18 protein-coding genes are annotated in these 19,321 nt (G+C 41.8%); 15 read left to right on the plus strand and 3 right to left on the minus strand.

All coding sequences use genetic code 11. The annotated features are described in order from the left end of the window. The first annotated feature begins 10 nt into the window (after nucleotides 1-10). On the plus strand, nucleotides 11-577 hold the full coding sequence (locus tag NST01_RS04695; protein ID WP_025207002.1) for a class D sortase: 567 nt from the start codon (nucleotides 11-13) through the stop codon (nucleotides 575-577). 34 nt (nucleotides 578-611) lie between these two features. Here NST01_RS04695 and NST01_RS04700 read toward each other — a convergent pair whose 3' ends face one another. Next, entirely contained in the window at nucleotides 612-1,514 is a 903-nt protein-coding gene (locus NST01_RS04700; protein WP_202734607.1) for an RluA family pseudouridine synthase, read from the minus strand. A 108-nt stretch (nucleotides 1,515-1,622) separates the two neighbouring features. Between NST01_RS04700 and NST01_RS04705 the strand changes: the two genes are divergently transcribed. From NST01_RS04705 to NST01_RS04715, 3 genes are all read left to right on the plus strand, one after another. After that, nucleotides 1,623-1,964: a DUF5365 family protein gene (locus NST01_RS04705; RefSeq protein ID WP_017366912.1), complete on the plus strand. Its 342-nt coding sequence runs from the start codon at nucleotides 1,623-1,625 to the stop codon at nucleotides 1,962-1,964. Nucleotides 1,965-2,271: 307 nt separating this feature from the next. Then, complete coding sequence (locus NST01_RS04710) at nucleotides 2,272-2,937, plus strand: HAD family hydrolase (protein WP_008349038.1); 666 nt, start codon at nucleotides 2,272-2,274, stop codon at nucleotides 2,935-2,937. 14 nt (nucleotides 2,938-2,951) lie between these two features. Beyond that, entirely contained in the window at nucleotides 2,952-4,490 is a 1,539-nt protein-coding gene (locus NST01_RS04715; RefSeq protein ID WP_007497061.1) for a bifunctional GNAT family N-acetyltransferase/carbon-nitrogen hydrolase family protein, read from the plus strand. A gap of 45 nt (nucleotides 4,491-4,535) precedes the next feature. Here NST01_RS04715 and NST01_RS04720 read toward each other — a convergent pair whose 3' ends face one another. Continuing rightward, on the minus strand, nucleotides 4,536-4,952 hold the full coding sequence (locus NST01_RS04720; RefSeq protein WP_007497062.1) for a hypothetical protein: 417 nt from the start codon (nucleotides 4,950-4,952) through the stop codon (nucleotides 4,536-4,538). Between the two features lie 166 nt (nucleotides 4,953-5,118). On the opposite strand from NST01_RS04720, the gene NST01_RS04725 reads away from it, so the two are divergent. The 11 genes from NST01_RS04725 to NST01_RS04775 all read left to right on the plus strand — a co-directional run bounded on the left by NST01_RS04725 (nucleotide 5,119) and on the right by NST01_RS04775 (nucleotide 18,797). Continuing rightward, complete coding sequence (locus NST01_RS04725; protein WP_008349030.1) at nucleotides 5,119-5,535, plus strand: VOC family protein; 417 nt, start codon at nucleotides 5,119-5,121, stop codon at nucleotides 5,533-5,535. A gap of 83 nt (nucleotides 5,536-5,618) precedes the next feature. Then, nucleotides 5,619-6,536 carry an AEC family transporter gene (locus NST01_RS04730; RefSeq protein WP_138825449.1) on the plus strand — a complete coding sequence of 306 codons (918 nt, stop codon included), beginning with the start codon at nucleotides 5,619-5,621 and terminating at the stop codon, nucleotides 6,534-6,536. Nucleotides 6,537-6,564: 28 nt separating this feature from the next. Beyond that, nucleotides 6,565-8,157, plus strand: coding sequence for a PucR family transcriptional regulator (locus NST01_RS04735; protein WP_081114738.1), 1,593 nt, complete (start codon nucleotides 6,565-6,567; stop codon nucleotides 8,155-8,157). A gap of 241 nt (nucleotides 8,158-8,398) precedes the next feature. Then, on the plus strand, nucleotides 8,399-9,736 hold the full coding sequence (locus tag NST01_RS04740; protein WP_099496410.1) for an aspartate aminotransferase family protein: 1,338 nt from the start codon (nucleotides 8,399-8,401) through the stop codon (nucleotides 9,734-9,736). A 326-nt stretch (nucleotides 9,737-10,062) separates the two neighbouring features. Next, nucleotides 10,063-10,620, plus strand: coding sequence for a glycerol-3-phosphate responsive antiterminator (locus NST01_RS04745; RefSeq protein WP_008349014.1), 558 nt, complete (start codon nucleotides 10,063-10,065; stop codon nucleotides 10,618-10,620). Between the two features lie 215 nt (nucleotides 10,621-10,835). Continuing rightward, nucleotides 10,836-11,651: an MIP/aquaporin family protein gene (locus NST01_RS04750; RefSeq protein ID WP_008349011.1), complete on the plus strand. Its 816-nt coding sequence runs from the start codon at nucleotides 10,836-10,838 to the stop codon at nucleotides 11,649-11,651. A 15-nt stretch (nucleotides 11,652-11,666) separates the two neighbouring features. Next, nucleotides 11,667-13,163, plus strand: coding sequence for a glycerol kinase GlpK (glpK, locus tag NST01_RS04755; RefSeq protein ID WP_007497075.1), 1,497 nt, complete (start codon nucleotides 11,667-11,669; stop codon nucleotides 13,161-13,163). A gap of 139 nt (nucleotides 13,164-13,302) precedes the next feature. Continuing rightward, the gene (gene glpD / locus NST01_RS04760) at nucleotides 13,303-14,964 is read left to right on the plus strand and encodes a glycerol-3-phosphate dehydrogenase (protein WP_008349009.1); all 1,662 of its coding nucleotides are present in this window, start codon (nucleotides 13,303-13,305) and stop codon (nucleotides 14,962-14,964) included. Nucleotides 14,965-15,108: 144 nt separating this feature from the next. Next, on the plus strand, nucleotides 15,109-16,854 hold the full coding sequence (locus NST01_RS04765) for a phospho-sugar mutase (protein WP_041091804.1): 1,746 nt from the start codon (nucleotides 15,109-15,111) through the stop codon (nucleotides 16,852-16,854). A 150-nt stretch (nucleotides 16,855-17,004) separates the two neighbouring features. Next, complete coding sequence (locus NST01_RS04770; protein WP_008349005.1) at nucleotides 17,005-18,150, plus strand: GAF domain-containing sensor histidine kinase; 1,146 nt, start codon at nucleotides 17,005-17,007, stop codon at nucleotides 18,148-18,150. After that, nucleotides 18,147-18,797, plus strand: coding sequence for a response regulator (locus NST01_RS04775; RefSeq protein WP_008349002.1), 651 nt, complete (start codon nucleotides 18,147-18,149; stop codon nucleotides 18,795-18,797). Before NST01_RS04770 ends, NST01_RS04775 begins: the two co-directional genes overlap by 4 nt. A 159-nt stretch (nucleotides 18,798-18,956) precedes the next feature. Here NST01_RS04775 and NST01_RS04780 read toward each other — a convergent pair whose 3' ends face one another. Next, a complete protein-coding gene (locus tag NST01_RS04780; RefSeq protein WP_008349000.1) occupies nucleotides 18,957-19,205 on the minus strand; it encodes a YhdB family protein in 249 nt (82 codons plus the stop codon). Between the last annotated feature and the right edge of the window lie 116 nt (nucleotides 19,206-19,321).

Here is a 19,321-nt window from a genome sequence, read left to right on the forward strand (position 1 = left end):
GAGTTAACGCATGAAAAAATGGCTTGCAGTGATTGTCATGTCAGCGGGAATTGTGGTGCTTGGCTGGGGAATCTGGCAAATCGCTTCTACTCACTTACAAACAGCACATTCGTTAGAGGAAGCAAAGAAGGTCGTAGAAACTGATCAAGGGATGACAAAGGAAAAATTTTCACCTGAAATGGGGAAAGCCTCTGGCATCCTGACCATTCCGAAATTAAAAGCCGATTTGCCGATTGTTGAAGGGACAGATGCGGACGACCTTGCCAAAGGCGTCGGTCATTATAAAGGCAGTTATTACCCTGATCAAAATGGACAAATCGTTTTGTCGGGACACAGGGATACGGTCTTCCGCCGGACTGGTGAACTGGATATTGGGGATCAGCTGAAAATCACTGTACCGTATGGTGAGTTTGTTTATGAAATCACGCATACGAAAATTGTGGATCAGCATGATACATCCATTATTACCTTACAAAATAAAAAAGAAGAGCTTGTGTTAACCACATGCTATCCATTTCATTTTGTCGGCAACGCACCAGAGCGGTACATTATTTATGCGAAAAGAGCATCTGTCTAACGTCAAAAGAGCCTGTATGATCAGGCTCTTTTTTCTACATATTGTCCATTAATTCAGCCATATCAGGTGGGAGCGGTGCTTCTATCGTCAGCTTTTCACCTGTGAATGGATGGTTCATGTCTACTTGTTTGGCATGAAGGGCGCATCTGTTTATCAGGTCACGCTTCCCGCCATATAATGTATCGCCAGCTAAAGGATGCCCGAGACTGCTAAGATGAACCCGAATTTGATGTGTTCTGCCTGTTTCTAATTGCAGCTTGACGGCCGTCATCTGTAAACGTTTATTGAGATGGAAGACCTCATAATGAGTCTTGGCGCTTTGACCAGTAGGAGAAACTCTCCTTCTGACGGCATGGTGTTTATCACGTCCAATGGCAGCTTGGATCGTTCCTTTCTTTTTCTTAAACAGTCCTTGTGCGATGGCAAGATACGTTCTGTTAATCGCTTTTTTTGAAAGCATTTGATCGAGTACAGCATGTGCCAACCTGTGTTTGGCAAAAATGACGGTGCCGCTTGTATCTTGATCCAGCCTATGTATATGTCTGACCCGCTTTTCTTCTCCATTTGCTTGAAAATGGAAAGCGACTAGGTTCGCCAGCGTACCTGTTTGTCCTTTTTCATTTGGATGCGTCGGCCTTCCAGCAGGCTTTTGGACAACTAATAAATGCTCGTCTTCAAAGAGTACCTCTAATTCACCGTATTCTGGCGTCACATCACTTTCTTCCGTCTCAAATAAATCAATGAGAATCTGATCACCTGTACTCACTTTTGCAGCATGGTGGGCAGTTTTTTGATTGAGACGGACTTTTTGGTGCTCCATCCAAAAATGGATAATCGGTTTAGAGGCAAACACTTCGCCTTTTAAAAATTGACTTAAGGAAATGCCATTTTGCTGCTCTCCTACTTTTAGGGAGAGCGTGTGTCCTTTTATGATCATGATATTCGTCCTCTCTTTGGGTATATATAGGAAACACTTACCTTAGCGAATGACTTTTTTTCTGTGCTATTCTGAATGGAGTAATAACGACAGAGAGGTAGATGCCACGTGAGATTAATGAAAGCTGCGACAGACCTTCAGGAGCAGGAAATTGAAGAAATATCAAAGGAAATTGAAGATCTTTTATCCCATTCTGTTAATGGAGAAGAGCAGGAAAAACAACCCCCGCTTACATTCATTGATGGTGTGTATAACGGGACAATGGATGATGCTTTTCGTATTTTATCAGGTCTTCAGTTATTACATACCATTATTTTAAAGCCGAAGCGTCATATCACAAAACGAGATCGTGAGTTATTTGAACTCAACCGTGAACAAGTTAATGCGTGCGGCTTTTCTTTCCCGTTTGATTTAGATGATTTTGCAGGCCGTCACCTTCAAAATGCGTAAAAGTTGGTGTGAACTTCCTTGTTAACTTACAAGGTCGTCGCACATACTATTTTTAAGGGAACGGAGAAACCTTCAAGATCTGTAATACCAATTCCGCTCTTTTTCAACAATGTCTATTCTCCACGAATCGGAGCGCTTGGATCTCTTGCAGAAAGAATCGAACATGACAGGAGCCTGACCAAACGATGCAGGCTCCTTTTATACATAATCATTTTAGCAGACATTCATCTTTGAAAGTCAATTTTATTCACGATATGATAGCAGTATGGAAGATATTTCAGACTTTCGGAAAAAAGGAGTGGCCTCTTTGGTAAAGGCGATTATATTTGATTTTGATGGATTAATTTTAGATACAGAAACACATGAATATGAGGTTCTGCAGGAAATGTTTGCGGAGCATGAATCGGAGCTGCCTCTGTCTGTATGGGGAAATGTGATTGGAACGCAGGCAGGTTTTAAGCCTTTTAAATATTTGGAAGAGCAGTTAGGAAAGACATTAGATCATGAGGCACTCACAGAAGATCGGCGTTCACGTTTTCAAAAGAGAATGAAGGACGAAGCAGCAAGACCTGGTGTAGAAGCTTATTTAGAAGCGGCAAAGGAGCTTGGAATTAAGATTGGACTTGCTTCCAGCTCAGATTATAAATGGGTGTCTGATCACCTGAAACAAATTGGACTTTTCGATTACTTTGAATGTATCCGCACGTCAGACGATGTGGAAGAAGTGAAACCTCACCCAGAACTTTATTTGCAAACCGCACAATGCTTAGGCGTTGAGCCAAAAGATTGCGTGGCATTTGAGGACTCTGTGAATGGGTCAATCGCTGCCAAACGAGCGGGTATGAAATGTGTCATCGTGCCAAATAAAGTGACGAGCACACTGCAGTTTGAAGAATATGACGCGAGATTAGAATCCATGGCTGAAATCGAATTGCTCCAGCTATTCCATCAGCTTGAAAAAGAGGATCAGTAAGGGGGCAATACATCATGGCAGAAAAACTAGATTTAACGCGATTTGAAAAAAGAATGGTGATTCGAAATATTAGAGAAGAAGATATCGACCGAATCATCGCATTGCAAGAGGTATGCTTTCCAGGCATGGACCCTTGGAAAAAAGAGCACCTTGAAAGCCACCTTGAACATTTCCCAGAAGGCCAGTTCTGTGCGGAATTCGAGGGAGAAATCATTGGCTCATGTTCAAGTTTATTAATTAACTTTGATGAATACGATGATCGTCACACATGGCAGGACATCACAGATGATGGATATATCACAAACCATAATCCAGATGGGATGAATATGTACGGAATTGAAGTAATGGTCAGTCCTGAGTACCGCCGGATGAAAATCGGTCATCGTTTATACGAAGCAAGAAAAGACTTAGCGAGAAGATTAAATTTAAAAAGCATCATTATTGGCGGACGTATCCCGAATTATCATAAATATCAAGAGGAAATGACGCCTCGCCAATATGTAGAGCAAGTTATGCTGCACCAAATTTATGATCCTGTGCTATCTTTTCAGCTGTTAAATGAATTTAGCCTGATGCGGATCAATCCGAATTACTTGCCGGATGATAAAGCTTCCAGTACGTACGCAACGCTAATGGAATGGAACAATGTCGATTATCGTCCGCAATCGAAAAGATATTATAAATCGGCGTTCCCAGTACGAATTTGTGTCATTCAATATGCAATGAAGCAAATACATTCCTTTGAGGAGTTTATGAATCAAGTGGAGTATTACGTGGATGTGGCATCAGATGCGTCAGCTGACTTTGCCGTTTTCCCGGAAATCTTTACAACGCAGCTTATGTCATATTTAGAAGAGAGATCACCAAGTCTAGCAGTGCAGCGGATCACAGAATATACCGAGGACTACATCAATTTGTTTACAGATCTCTCGGTCAAGTACAACATTAATATCATCGGTGGTTCTCATTTCGTTGAAGAGGAAGGGAAAATCTATAATATCGCCTATTTATTTAGACGTGATGGAACGATTGAAAAGCAATATAAGCTGCATATCACGCCGAATGAAAGAAAATGGTGGGGGATTTCAGCTGGTGACCAAGTCCGGGTATTTGATACGGACTGCGGTAAAATTGCGATCCAAATTTGCTACGATATTGAATTTCCTGAGCTTGCTCGAATTGCAGCTGACAAAGGAGCGAAAATTATTTTCACTCCATTCTGTACAGAAGACCGTCAAGGCTATTTACGTGTGCGTTACTGTGCGCAGGCGAGAGCGGTTGAAAATCAGATATATACGGTCATTTCTGGAACGGTCGGAAACCTTCCGCAAACAGAAAACATGGATGTCCAATATGCACAATCAGCCATCTTTGCACCATCTGATTTTGAATTCGCAAGAGATGGCATTGTAGGTGAGTGCAACCCGAATATTGAAATGGTGGTTGTTGGTGATGTCGACTTAGAAATATTAAGAAGGCAGCGTCAAGATGGGACGGTTCGTCAGCTAAAAGACCGAAGAAGAGACGTGTACCATATTGAATATAAGAAATAACCAAAACAAGCGCCCCGCAGTTATGCGAGGCGCTTTTCTGTATGTTTACATTTTCTTTAATGCCACTGTAGCAAAATGGGCAATGCTTTTGGCAGCTAAAAATGGAACGTCTGATTTAACAAGAGATTGATAAATCGTTTTTTCTACTTGTTTCCATGTAAGATCAGACTCTTCTAAAAGATTTTTTAAATCAGGTCCTACATGCTGGTTGAAAAACTGTTCAAATTGTTCACGTTTTTCTTGTCCGGCAATCACTTCTAATTTTTGTAGCCACTTTTCTTGTTTTTGGAAAGATTGTTCGATGTTTTGTTTAATGGTGTCTGTTGTTGAAGGAAGCTGAAAATCACTTTCTGCTGTCACCTGCTTCGTTTGAATAGATGCAGCATCAGCTGTCTGTGTAATAGGTGAAGCGAATAAAAGGACAGTGGTGGAGAGCATCAAAGATTTTGCGATTGTTTTCATTAAGAAAACCTCCTAGTTCATTTAGTATTGTGCACGAGATTTATTATACATTTTTGTTAAAATAAGGTAATGAGACTTACCGCTTATTTTTTCATGCGACAAAGGGATGCCAAATGAAAAGACGAATATACTGAATGGAAATGATGTTTTACAAAGGGAGAGGGATATGGGGCGACAATCTAAACATTTGTATATCAATTTGCCGGTTAAGCATGTAAATGAGTCAAAGGCTTTCTTTGAACAGCTGGGTTTTGACTTTCAACAAGAACTGACGAATGAACATGCTGCTTGTTTTGTGATGAATGAGACGATCACCGTCATGCTGTTATCACTTAAGCATTTCCAATCCATTTCAGAGAAGGAATTGGTAGATGCCAGAAATGGCGCAGAGGTCATTATCTCTTTACAGGTCGAGACGAGGGAAGAGGTTGATGAGCTTGTAGAGCGTGCGATCGCAGCTGGTGGTTCACCGTTTAAAGAAAAACAAGACCATGATTTCATGTATGGCTGGAGCTTTCAGGATCGTGATGGTCATTTATGGGAAGTGTTTTATATGGATGAGGAGAGAAGCGACCTTTCATAAGGGTGCTTCTTTTTAATTGATGATCAGTGGTATGATAAGAGGGTAAAAAAGAAGGAATTCATCTAGAGAAAAGTAGGTGCTACATGGAGTTTTTACTTGTCTTAATGCCAGTGTTCGGCATATTCTTTATAGGGTATATTGGGCAGAAGACAATTGGTTTTGATATACATACGCTCTCATCAATGTCTTTATATTTAATGTCACCATTTCTTGCGTTTGAAACCTTTTATCAAAATAAAGTATCGATGGACTATGTGTACTTATCAATATTTGTCGTAGGGCTTTGTCTTTCACTTGTTTTATGTGTCTTCATTTTATCTCGAATTTACGGGTATTCGAATGAAACGTATTGTGCCATGATTTTGTCATCAGCATTTATGAATAATGGAAATTACGGCACGCCTGTTGTCCTTCTTGTTTTTGGAGCAGCTGGTTTAGATATTGCGATTGTGCTAATGGTCCTTCAGCAGCTCGTCATGAGTACGATCGGCATGTATTATGCAGCAAAAGGTGGAGAGGACGCGGGAGACTTGAAGGTCGTTCTAAAAAAAGTGCTGCGTATGCCGGTTGCTTACGGGGCTCTTCTTGGTCTATTATTTCAGCTCATTGACCTTTCATTACCTAAAGAGCTTATGACAGGTGTTCAGCTGGTCGGGGATGCAGCGATACCAACGATTATGCTAATTTTAGGTATGCAGCTCGCAGTGATTTCTTTTAAACAAGTGGATTATCGTAATATTTCCTATGCGGTGCTGCTGAAGCTGTTTATCTCACCACTCATCGCATTCGGCTTTACGCTTATTTTACCGGTAGATGATTTGGTGAAACAAATTATGATTTTAGTTGCAGCGATGCCGACTGCGGCGAATACCACGCTGATGGCTGTGCAATTTCGAACGAAGCCTGAGTTTGTCTCAAGCACGACGTTTCTCAGTACGATTTTAAGTATTGTGACTTTACCTGTTTTATTATGGATTTTATCCATGCACCCTCTGGGATAGGGGACGGCAAACAAAGGGGGACTTATGAATGAATGTAGATGTTCATTTTCAAGTAAGTGATGTGTTAAAAACGAAGCATTTTACGCATGCGAAAGTGTTAGCTGGGGAAAAGGGATTGTTTCGGCAGGTAAAATGGGTACATGTACTTGAAGTGCCTGCTGTAGAGGATTTGTTAAACGGAGGCGAGCTGATTTTAACGACGGCCGCAGGCTTCCATGATCAATTGGAAGTCTTTCAGGCGTTTTTAAGGCAGTTGATTGACTCAGGTGCGGCTGGATTATGTATTGAGTTTGTACCGCTCCGGTTTGATGTACCGGAAGAACTGATTATTTATGCAGAAGAACGTGATTTTCCGCTAATTCTGTTTACAAAAGAAGTGAAGTTCGTCAATATTACACAGCATCTCCATACGATGATGATTGAACGTCAGTATCAGATGATGGCAGATTTAGAAGCCTTGTCGTCAAAGCTGAATGAGCTTTTACTAACTCCTCATCCGCAGATGGATATTTTGGATCAAGTGTATCAGCACGTGAGAGGGATACTACTGCTGATCCCTGTTCAAGGTGAGCCGATTATTTTATGTGATTCTTCCAAACAAACAGAAGAGCTTGTGATGAATTATTTGCAATATGCTTCATTACCAAAAGGATATGAAGTGACGCAAAAACAAGTCCTTGCACTCAAACAAACCTTTGCAGACCTCGTCCTCATTCATCAATCGAACACGCTCTCGGAATTTGAACTGCTTGTGATGGATAAAGGAGCGAATGCCCTTGCCCAGCAAACATTAAGAGAGCTGTATACAGAAGAGCTGAAGAAGACAAAAGAGAATGAATGGCTGCAAAAATGGTTTCATGAAGATCATACAGAAAGAGAGATCATAGAACACCTTGAGGAGACAGAAGGGCTGAAAAAACCGACCGGCTGTGTGGTGATGCTCTTTCAAAAAAACCACCAAATAGAAGAAATCGCAGGGAATCTTTATTTTCTTGTCTCTTGCCGCTCTATTTTTCAGCGTGCTGGTTTCCATTTGATTGTGTACGAGCATCAAGGACAAACCTTATTTATCTTATTGAATACAAGAAAAGTTGAGGACTGGAAAGAGCGTGCAGAAAAAGCGGCAAACGACATCACGCAATTATATGACCGTGAGCAGCCCGGCGAGGCAGTCATCAATTATGGAATCGGTTCATATTGTGAGCAATTTCAGCACATGAGAAAAAGTTTTCAAGCAGCGAAAGAAGTGCTGCATTTAAAGAAAGTGATGCCGCAGCGGGTAGAAAGCCCATTTTATCAAGATTTACATATGCTTCGGTTGATGCCTGTCATGAAAGAAAGCGGGTTATTAGAATGCATGGTGAAAGAGTATTTAGAGCCGGTGATTTTATATGATAAACAAAATAGCGGCAGGCTCTATCAGACGCTGAATATCTTTTTACAGACAAACGGTTCTAAAAAAGAAACCGCAAGCCAGCTCTATATTGTGAGGCAGACGCTTTATCACAGATTGGATAAGCTTCATGTTTTACTTGGTGAGGATATGATGCAAGCGCCGAAACGTCAAGCGCTTGAATTTGCGATCCTTGCTTATGAATTTTTACAGGGGAATCGCCATTAACGGTATATGTTAGATTTGCCAAGGGATCAAGTAGAGTGTCTCATGGTTCTTTTCAATCAGTTGACGATCTGTCTAATGTAATGTGTCTGGCCCCTTTTTTATAATGAGAGTAACGACATGGGCGGTCTTGTTTCAGTTTCATATGCCTCACTTTTTATCCATATAATGAATGGAGAGGTCATATGCAGGACCGGTTTAAGCTTCTTTGATGATGAAAACGGATACATGGGGGCGTGGGAAGATGAAAACACATAACGCACAAGATCTTCAGGCGAAAGATGATCAGTTTATTTGGCATCATATGAAAGGGACAAACAAAGAAAATGAAAGTATGGTGATTCATGAGGCAGAAGGCGCATGGGTGACAGATATTCATGGAAATCGCTATTTAGACGGGATGTCAGGGTTGTGGTGTGTAAATGCCGGATATGGACGTAAAGAGCTTGCAGAAGCGGCGTATAGGCAATTAAATACGATGCCTTACTACCCACTGACACAAAGCCATGTGCCAGCGATTCAGCTGGCTGAGAAGCTCAATGAATGGCTAGGCGGGGACTATGTGATTTTCTTTTCTAACAGTGGTTCTGAAGCGAACGAAGCGGCATTTAAAATAGCCAAACAATATCATGCGCAAAAGGGAGAGAGTACACGAACAAAATTCATTTCCCGATATCGATCGTATCATGGCAATACAGCAGCAGCTCTAGCCGCAACGGGTCAAGCGCAGCGCAAGTACAAATATGAACCGTTAGGGCAGGGATTTATCCATGTCGCACCGCCTGATATGTACCGGCATCCTGAAGATCAAGAGAGCTTGGCAAGTGCTGATGCAATCGATCAAGCGATGACGTGGGAATTAAGTGAGACCATTGCTGGCGTCATCATGGAGCCGATGATTACAGGAGGCGGTATCTTAATGCCGCCAAAAGGATATTTGAAGAAGGTGAAAGAAATCTGTGAAGATCATGGGGCGCTCCTCATTGTGGATGAAGTGATATGCGGCTTTGGCCGGACAGGAAAGCGGTTTGGATTTATGCATGAAGAGGTAAAACCAGATATTATCACCATGGCAAAAGGGATCACAAGTGGATATTTACCGCTATCTGCAACGTGCGTGAAACGAGACATTTATGAAGCGTATGCAGGAGAAGATACGTATGACAGGCTACGGCATGTGAATACATTTGGCGGTCACCCTGCTTCCTGTGCGGTTGCGCTTGCTAACCTAGAGATCATGGAAAACGAGCAATTAGTGGAGCGGTCACGCACGCTTGGCCAAGACATGCTCGAACGTTTGCAAGAGTTAAAAGAGCATCCATTTGTCGGTGATGTGAGAGGAAAAGGCCTGCTGTTTGGAATTGAGCTTGTGCAGGATCAGGCGTCAAAAAAGCCAGCTGATCCAAGTGTAGTCGGTCAATTGATTGCAGAATGTAAAAAACGAGGATTGATCATTGGGAAAAATGGCGATACAGTGGCTGGCTATAATAACGTGGCACAGCTCGCACCACCGCTAAATATCACTGATGAAGACGCCTCATTCATTATTCATACTTTAAAAGAAAGCATGGCGCAATTATAGCAGAGATTTCTCTGCTTCAGATTGTTGACAAAGGGCTAAAATGAACTTTATTTTAGCCCTTTGTCTTCTTTTCAGCGTGATAGAAAATCTTTGAAGTCTAGGAAGGACGAGCACCAGCACGCAGAACTGACAAAGAATGCGAGGGTTTGTCTACACGCTGTAGCAGAGAGATTTCTCTGCTTTTTTCTATGTCCAGAAAGGATCAGATCTTAATAGATCTGCTAGGCTGAATGGTCAATGGGCACACTAGGTGTATTGAAAAAAACATGCGATTCTATTACTGTAAGGAGAAGATAGAACCAATACACACGAGAAGGAGACGGCATATGAGTTTTCATGATCAACCCATTCTACCTGCTGTTCGCAATATGAAGCAATTTGAGGAATTTTTAAAAAGTCCATTTACATATGGGGTCTTACTTGATGTTCACTTAGGGCGGCTTAAGGGCATCATGAATGAGGCGAATGCGCATCATAAAAAAATGTTTGTCCATGTCGATCTCATTCACGGAATCAAACATGATGAGTACGGAACGGAATTTATTTGTCAGGAAATGAAACCAGCTGGCATTATTTCTACTAGGTCTTCTGTCATAGTAAAAGCCAAGCAGAAAAAGGTATATGCCATCCAGCGAATGTTTTTACTTGATACAAGTGCGATGGAAAAAAGCATGGAGTTTGTCGGAAAACATCGTCCAGATTTTATTGAAGTATTGCCGGGTGTCGTGCCAGATTTAATTACAGAAGTGCGCGAAAGAGCTGGAATACCAATATTTGCAGGAGGATTTATCCGAACAAAAGAAGATGTAGAACGGGCGCTTGCAGCAGGGGCGACAGCTGTCACCACATCGAATACAAAGCTTTGGAAAGCGTTCCAAAAGTGAAAAAGATAAAATGTGAAAATTGATTGACAACGTTTTCATCCTCTGATACTATTGCACTAAGTTAATATCATGTGATGGAGAAACGGAGATCCACAACGACGCTTTACTAGGTGACAAATGACCCTGATGTAAAGTATGTTTGTTGTGGGTCTTTTTTCTTTATCTTTTCTACACATTTATAGGGGATGGCAACTGAACCAGAGGAGGAATTTTTCATGACACCATTTTGGGGTGAAGTCGTTGGTACAATGCTTCTGATTATTTTCGGAGGCGGTGTGTGTGCGGCAGTCAGTTTAAAGAAATCGCTCGCTTATCAGTCCGGCTGGATTGTAATCGCTTTCGGATGGGGATTTGCAGTAGCGATTGCAGCTTATGCCACTGGAGGAATCAGCGGTGCACATTTAAACCCGGCGCTGACAATAGGTCTTGCATTAGAAGGAAGTTTTCCTTGGGCTGATGTTCCAATGTATATTGTCGGTCAAATGCTTGGCGCATTACTCGGAGCTATTATTGTCTTCTTACATTACTTACCACACTGGAAAGCGACAGACGATCCAGGTGCAAAACTAGGGGTATTCTCAACTGGTCCTGCGATTCCGCATACTTTTGCAAACGTGCTCAGTGAAGTCATCGGTACATTTGTATTGGTGGTAGGAATTCTAGCGATTGGTGCAAATAAATTTGCAGACGGAGTCAATCCGCTGATTGTTGGTTTCTTAATTGTCGCAATTGGTCTTTCATTAGGTGGTACAACTGGTTACGCAATTAACCCTGCACGTGATTTAGGTCCAAGAATCGCACATGCCATTCTGCCGATTCCAGGTAAAGGTCCATCAAATTGGAAATATGCTTGGGTTCCTGTTGTTGGTCCAATTTTGGGCGGTGCATTTGGCGGTGTTTTCTATAATGCAGCCTTTAAAGCGAACGTCACACCAGCCTTTTGGATTGTAAGCGTTATTTTAGTTGTGGTATTGTTAGGACTCTATGTTTCTACGAAAAACCAGACAAATGCTGTCAATGAAAGTATGTAAGGGGAGGAAAACACCATGGCAAAAGAAAAATATATTCTCGCATTAGATCAAGGGACAACAAGCTCAAGAGCGATCTTATTTGATCAAGAAGGTAAAATTGCACATACAGCTCAGAAGGAATTCAATCAATATTTTCCGAACCCAGGCTGGGTAGAACACAATGCAAATGAAATTTGGAGCTCTGTTCTATCAGTTATTTCAACTGCTTTAATCGAATCAGGAATTGAAGCAGATCAAATCGCCGGTATCGGAATTACGAACCAGCGTGAGACAGCTGTCGTTTGGGATAAACATACAGGCGCACCCGTTTACAATGCAATTGTTTGGCAGTCTAGACAAACATCGGGTATATGTGATGAGCTAAAAGCGCAAGGGCACGATGAAACGTTTAGAAATAAAACCGGTCTTCTGATTGATGCTTATTTCTCAGGCACTAAAGTGAAATGGATTTTAGACAATGTCGAAGGTGCTCGTGAGAAAGCAGAAAATGGTGACTTACTGTTTGGCACAATCGATACATGGCTCATTTGGAAAATGACTGGCGGGCAATCACACGTGACAGATTATTCGAATGCATCAAGAACGTTAATGTTCAATATTTACGATCTGAAATGGGATGAAGAACTCCTTGATATCTTAGGTGTTCCAGCTTCCATGCTGCCAGACGTCAAACCATCATCACACATTTATGGTGAAACAACAGACTATCACTTCTTCGGTAAAAATATTCCGATTGCAGGAGCGGCGGGAGATCAGCAGTCTGCGTTATTCGGTCAGGCTTGCTTTGAAGAAGGAATGGCGAAGAACACATATGGTACAGGATGTTTCATGTTGATGAATACAGGGGAAAAAGCAATTAAGTCGGATCATGGATTGTTAACGACGATTGCATGGGGCATTGACGGCAAAGTTGAATATGCTTTAGAAGGAAGTATTTTCGTTGCTGGCTCAGCGATCCAGTGGCTGCGTGATGGACTTAGAATGTTTAAAGACTCAAAAGACAGTGAAGCTTATGCTGAGCGCGTTGAGTCAACAGACGGCGTATATGTCGTACCAGCATTCGTTGGTTTAGGCACACCATATTGGGATAGTGATGTCCGAGGCGCTGTATTCGGTTTAACACGCGGTACTTCTAAAGAGCACTTTGTTCGTGCAACGTTAGAATCACTTGCTTATCAAACGAAAGATGTTTTAGATGCGATGGAAAAAGATTCAAACATCTCACTTAAAACATTACGTGTCGATGGCGGAGCTGTAAAGAATGATTTCTTAATGGGCTTCCAAAGTGATTTGCTCGATGTACCAGTAGAACGTCCAGAAATTAATGAAACGACGGCACTCGGTGCGGCCTATCTTGCGGGAATAGCAGTTGGCTTCTGGAACGACCGTTCAGACATTGCAAAACAATGGAACCTTGACAAGCGCTTTGAACCTAAAATGGAAGAAGACAGCCGTGACTCGTTATACAGCGGGTGGAAAAAGGCTGTAAAAGCAGCTCAAGCTTTCAAATAAACAAAAAGTATGGTATACTTCAAGTAAGTTAATAGAACGGTTGGAGAACTGGAGAGACCGCAAGCACCGAAGTGTAGAAATACGCTTTGGGTGTTTGCGGTCTCTTTTTCTTTACCGTACAACATGGGAGGAACAAGAGATGACTTTTTCTAGCTTAGAAAGAGAACAAATGCTTCAGGACATGACAAAAAAACCATATGATGTGTTTATCATTGGTGGGGGTATTACAGGCGCAGGTACGGCACTTGATGCGGCTTCACGCGGGATGCGTGTCGGTCTTGCGGAAATGCAGGATTTCGCAGCAGGTACGTCTAGCCGCTCAACGAAACTAGTGCACGGTGGACTTCGTTATTTAAAACAATTTGAAGTGAAAATGGTCGCAGAGGTCGGTAAAGAGCGTGCCATCGTATACGAAAACGGTCCTCATGTGACAACGCCAGAATGGATGCTTCTTCCGATGCATAAAGGCGGGACATTCGGTAAGTTTTCAACTTCAATCGGACTTAGAGTATATGACTTTTTAGCTGGCGTTAAGCATAGTGAACGCAGAAGTATGCTAAGTGCAAAAGAGACACTTGCAAAAGAACCACTTGTGAAAAAGGATGGCTTAAAAGGCGGGGGCTACTATGTTGAATACCGTACAGATGATGCACGCCTGACAATTGAAGTCATGAAAGAGGCTGTGAAATTCGGGGCAGAAGCGGTCAACTATGCGAAAGTAAAAGAATTTATTTATGATAAAGGCAAAGTTGTCGGTGTTGTCATTGAAGATGTCACAACACAGAAAACATACGATGTATATGCGAAAAAAATCGTCAATGCGACAGGTCCATGGGTCGATCAGCTAAGAGACAAGGACCACTCAAAAGAGGGGAAACATTTACAACATACAAAAGGAATTCACTTAGTATTTGATCAATCTGTTTTCCCATTAAAACAAGCAATCTACTTTGACACGCCTGATAAACGAATGGTCTTTGCCATTCCAAGAGAAGGAAAAACGTACGTGGGAACAACAGATACCGTTTACAAAAAACAGCTGGAACATCCGCGTATGACAAAAGAAGATCGTGATTACGTGATCAAAGCCATTCAATATATGTTCCCAGATCTTAACATTACAGAGAAAGACGTTGAATCTAACTGGGCTGGTCTTCGTCCACTTATTCATGAAGAAGGGAAAGATCCTTCAGAAATTTCTCGTAAAGATGAGGTATGGACATCATCTTCAGGCTTAATTACGATTGCCGGCGGTAAATTAACAGGTTACCGTAAAATGGCTGAACACATTGTGAATCTTGTACGTGATGGACTGAAAGAGGAAACTGGAAAAGATTTCGGACCATGTAAAACGAAACATATGCCAATTTCAGGTGGGCATGTAGGCGGTTCGAAAAATATGGCATCCTTTGTTCAAGCGAAAACGGCAGAAGGAGCATCCGTTGGTTTGACAGAACCGATTGCACAAAAATTAGCTGAGAAATATGGCTCAAACGTCAGCAATGTCTTCAATCGTGTAGAGCAGCTTCAAGGGGAAGCAGACAAACGAAACATTCCCGCATATGTGTTGGCTGAACTTGTCTATGCGATCGAAGAAGAATTGGCTGTAACACCTGTTGATTTCTTCTTGAGAAGAACAGGCAGCCTATTATTTAATATCAATTGGGCAAAAACGTATGCACAGCCTGTTGTTGACTATATGGCAGATCGTTTTGGCTGGGATGAAGCGACAAAACAGAAACATCAAACTGAATTAGACCGACTATTCCATGAAGCAGTCGTACCGCTTGATGCTGAATAAGTAAAAAGCCGATCGTGTATCGGCTTTTTTTATTTTGTTCATCGTTTTTTCATATGTTCATGATATAACATGACATGAAGGATAATTCCATATAAAATAACAGTAGATGTTATTTTATTGATGATAAGAGCTGGGAGGACGACCATGAGTTGGAATACGAATTATGAGCGTTGGATCAATGAGAAGCACCTGGATACTGAACTGAGGGAATGGCTGGAGGCACATCAAGATGATCATCAAGCACTTGAAGACTGTTTCTACAAAAACCTTGAGTTTGGTACTGGAGGAATGCGCGGAGAAATTGGTGCTGGAACGAATCGAATGAATGTTTACACTGTTCGAAAAGCATCCGCTGGTCTTGCTGCGTATATTGCAGCACATGGAGAGGATGCAAAAAAAAGAGGTGTCGCCATTGCCTATGATTCACGCCATAAATCTCCTGAATTTGCGATGGAAGCGGCCAAAACACTTGCTTCACATGGCATTCAAACATACGTATTTGATGAACTGCGTCCGACACCAGAACTCTCTTTTGCAGTTCGAGAACTGAATGCCTTTGCAGGGATTGTTGTGACAGCAAGTCACAATCCGCCGGAATATAATGGCTATAAAGTATATGGAGAAGATGGAGGCCAAATGCCCCCATTTGAAGCAGATCAAGTCATTAAAGAAGTAGATGCCATCGAAAATGAATTAGCCATTTCAGTGGAATCAGAAGAAGTATTGAAGCAAAATGGTTTGATCCGCATGATTGGTGAAGAAATCGATCAAGCGTATATGGAAAAATTAAAAACCATTCGTGTGCACCCTGAGCTTGCAAAAGAAGTCGATGTCAAAGTGGTGTTTACCCCGCTTCATGGAACGGCGAATAAACCTGTCCGAAACGGACTTCAGGCCTTTGGTTATGAGCATGTGACGGTTGTACCTGAACAGGAAAAACCAGATCCACAATTCTCGACGGTCACGTCTCCAAATCCAGAGGAGCATGCCGCTTTTGAATACGCCATCAAGCTTGGCGAAAAGCAAAATGCTGATATGTTGATTGCGACAGATCCAGATGCAGATCGATTAGGTATCGCTGTGAAAAATCATGATGGTGAATTTACCGTTTTGACCGGCAACCAAACAGGCGCCTTACTACTTCATTATTTATTATCTGAAAAACAAAAACTAGGTCAGTTGCCGCCTCGCCCCGTTGTGATGAAAACGATTGTGACAAGTGAGCTTGGGCGTGCTGTTGCCTCAGCATTTGGAGCTGACACGATTGATACGCTCACTGGCTTTAAATTTATCGGAGAAAAAATCAAGCAGTTTGAGGAAAGCGGAGAATACACGTTTCAATTCGGCTATGAAGAAAGCTATGGCTATTTGATCGGTGATTTTGCACGAGATAAAGATGCAGTTCAAGCTGCGCTATTAGCAGTTGAAGTCGCAGCCTTTTATAAGAAACAAGGGAAGTCATTATATGATGCGCTTGTTGATATTTTTAAGGAATTTGGATTTTACAGAGAAGGGTTAAAGTCATTAACCTTAAAGGGGAAAGTAGGAGCGGAGCAGATTTCTGCTATTCTTCATACCTTTAGATCAAACCCGCCAGCTTCCATCGCTGGTCAGCGCATTACGGTCATTGAGGATTATCAATCAAGTCAAAGGCACCTTGTAGCTGAAAAGAAAGAAGAAACGATTCATCTGCCGGCATCAAACGTCCTGAAATATTTCCTTGAAGATGGCTCATGGTTTTGTTTACGACCTTCTGGTACGGAGCCTAAAGTCAAATTTTATATTGCAGTCAAAGGCACATCGTTAACTGACAGCGAAGAAAAGCTGAAACACTTATCAGAAGAAGTCATGAAAGTCGTCTATGACATTGTGGAAGAAACAGCTAAATAAAACATCACAAAGCCATCATGTCATGCATGATGGCTTTTCTCAGTCGAAAGGATGAGAAAAAATCATCCTTTTTGAGAAAGAGCCGCACAGATGCTCATGGTATAATCAACATATTGATCAGAGAGGCAGTAAAAGCCGGGGGTACACACGATGGGAGATTACCAAGAAAAAGTCAAAACATTAAAAACGTTAAAAGAAATTGCTGAAAAGTTAAATGAAGGAATGGAAATGAAGGAAACGCTTCATGAAGTGCTTCATATGCTTATGGAAGTGACAGGCTTTCAAACAGCATGGATTTATTTTATAGAAGAAGACGGATCGTATGAACTAATGGCAGAAGTATGCTTACCTGAAGCGCTGGCAAAGCATCAAAAAGAGCTCATGTGTCAAAACGATTGCTATTGCATCAACCGCTACACGAAAGGCTCACTGCAATCAGCGACCAATATCATCAATTGTAAACGGATTGAAACGGCGATTGAGCAAAAGCTTGGAGATACAGAAGGAATTACCCATCATGCAACCGTTCCGCTCCAAGCATGTAAGCGTACGTTTGGCTTATTAAATGTGGCGGCAAAAGGGAAGGTCACATTTACACAGGAGGAGCTGAATCTGCTTGAAAGTATTGCACTGCAAATAGGTACGGCTATTCAGCGCATGAAGCTTGTGCAAAATGAGCAGCAGCATGCACTGCTAGAAGAACGAAACCGGCTTGCGCAGGATTTACACGATTCTGTGAATCAAATGCTGTTTTCCGTGAGTTTGACTGCAAAGGCAGCGCGTCAAATGACAAGTGATCAACATTTAGGGGAAATGATTGATTTTATTCAGCATTTATCACAAGATGCCCTCATTGAAATGCGTTCACTCATATGGCAGTTAAGACCAAAAGGACTTGAAAAAGGATTTACGACAGCGATTGAAGAGTATGCACAGCTTTTAGGTCTAAATTGTTCATTGTCTTTATCAGGCTGTATGGAAATAGATCATTCAAAGCACGAGACTTTATTTCGCGTATGTCAAGAAGCTCTAAATAACTGCCAAAAGCATGCGGGCGTTGAGAAAGTAGAGGTCAAACTGGAGCAATCAGGAGATACGTTTGGTATGAAAATCATCGATCAGGGAAAGGGATTTCAGTATGATGAACAAATGAGTCTTCCTTCATTTGGGCTGAAAGGGATGGCTGATCGTATCCGAAGAGCAGGCGGTACATTTTGCATCAATTCTGAGCTAGGTAAGGGAACGACGATTGATGTGAAAGTACCATTTTCTCAAGAAAGGAAGGGATTGTCATGAGGGTAGTTATTGCAGATGATCATCATATTGTCAGAAAAGGGCTGGTCTTTTTCTTGCAAACTCAGCCAGATGTAGACATCGTCGGTGAGGCATCCAATGGGGAAGAGGCACTGCAGGTAGTTAGGCAAACAAAGCCTGACATTGTCTTGATGGATCTCTCTATGCCTGTAATGAATGGAATTGAGGCGACAAAGCAAATGACGCTGGATATGCCGGATGTCCGCATTGTCATTCTGACAAGCTATGCAGATAAGGACTATGTGATCCCTGCTATCCAAGCGGGAGCGAAGGCTTATCAGCTCAAGGATGTAGCACCTGAAAAGCTTCTCACGACAATGATTGAGGTGCAAAATGGTACGTATCAATTAGACGGTCATATTACGACGTTTCTCGTCCAGCATCTAACTGAACCTAAAGAGCAGAAATGGGCATTGATGAACGAACTGACCAATAGAGAACGTGATGTCTTATTTGAAATCGCAAAAGGGAAAAGTAACAAAGAAATTGCCTCATCGCTTTTTATTTCTGAAAAGACTGTGAAAACTCACGTGTCTCATGTGTTATCAAAGTTAGAGCTGGCAGATCGAACTCAGGCCGCTCTATATGCGGTAGATTATCAAAAAAATCAGCCGAAAGAGCTGTTGTAAACAGTCATGGTGGACATTCCAAAAGACTTCATGAGTATTCTCTCGTGAAGTCTTTTCTTCTTTATGAAAGGCGGTTAGTAAAAGGCTGAAAAGAAAACAAAGAGCTAAAATAAAGTTCATTTTAGCCCTTTGTCAACAATCGAAAATCAACCTTTTCCTTTATGTGTACATTGGTTCAGCATATGCTTCAGCAACGGCAGCTTCTGAAGCATGGTCGATATACTGCAGGAGTCCATATAAACATTTTTCAACATCTGCATCGTTCCGGTTAAATTGATACGCATGTAAGAAATGCTCAATACGTTTCGAGAGCAAATCATCTTGCGTACGGACCATAAGAATAAGTAAATTATCCCATTGCGAGCGATGCGTATAATAAAGTGCCTTATCATAATCTGCCACATTCATTAAACCTTCTCCTTTCCCTTGAGAAGTCCTCATTAGTTTGCTCGGATCAGGTCGACTTTTTCAGGGGAAAAGTTGGTGTCTGCATAAACTGGGTACCGGGAATTATAGGCTGAATA

This window comes from Bacillus sp. FSL R7-0166 (assembly GCF_038008935.1).
In the GTDB taxonomy this organism is placed as follows: domain Bacteria; phylum Bacillota; class Bacilli; order Bacillales; family Bacillaceae; genus Bacillus; species Bacillus altitudinis.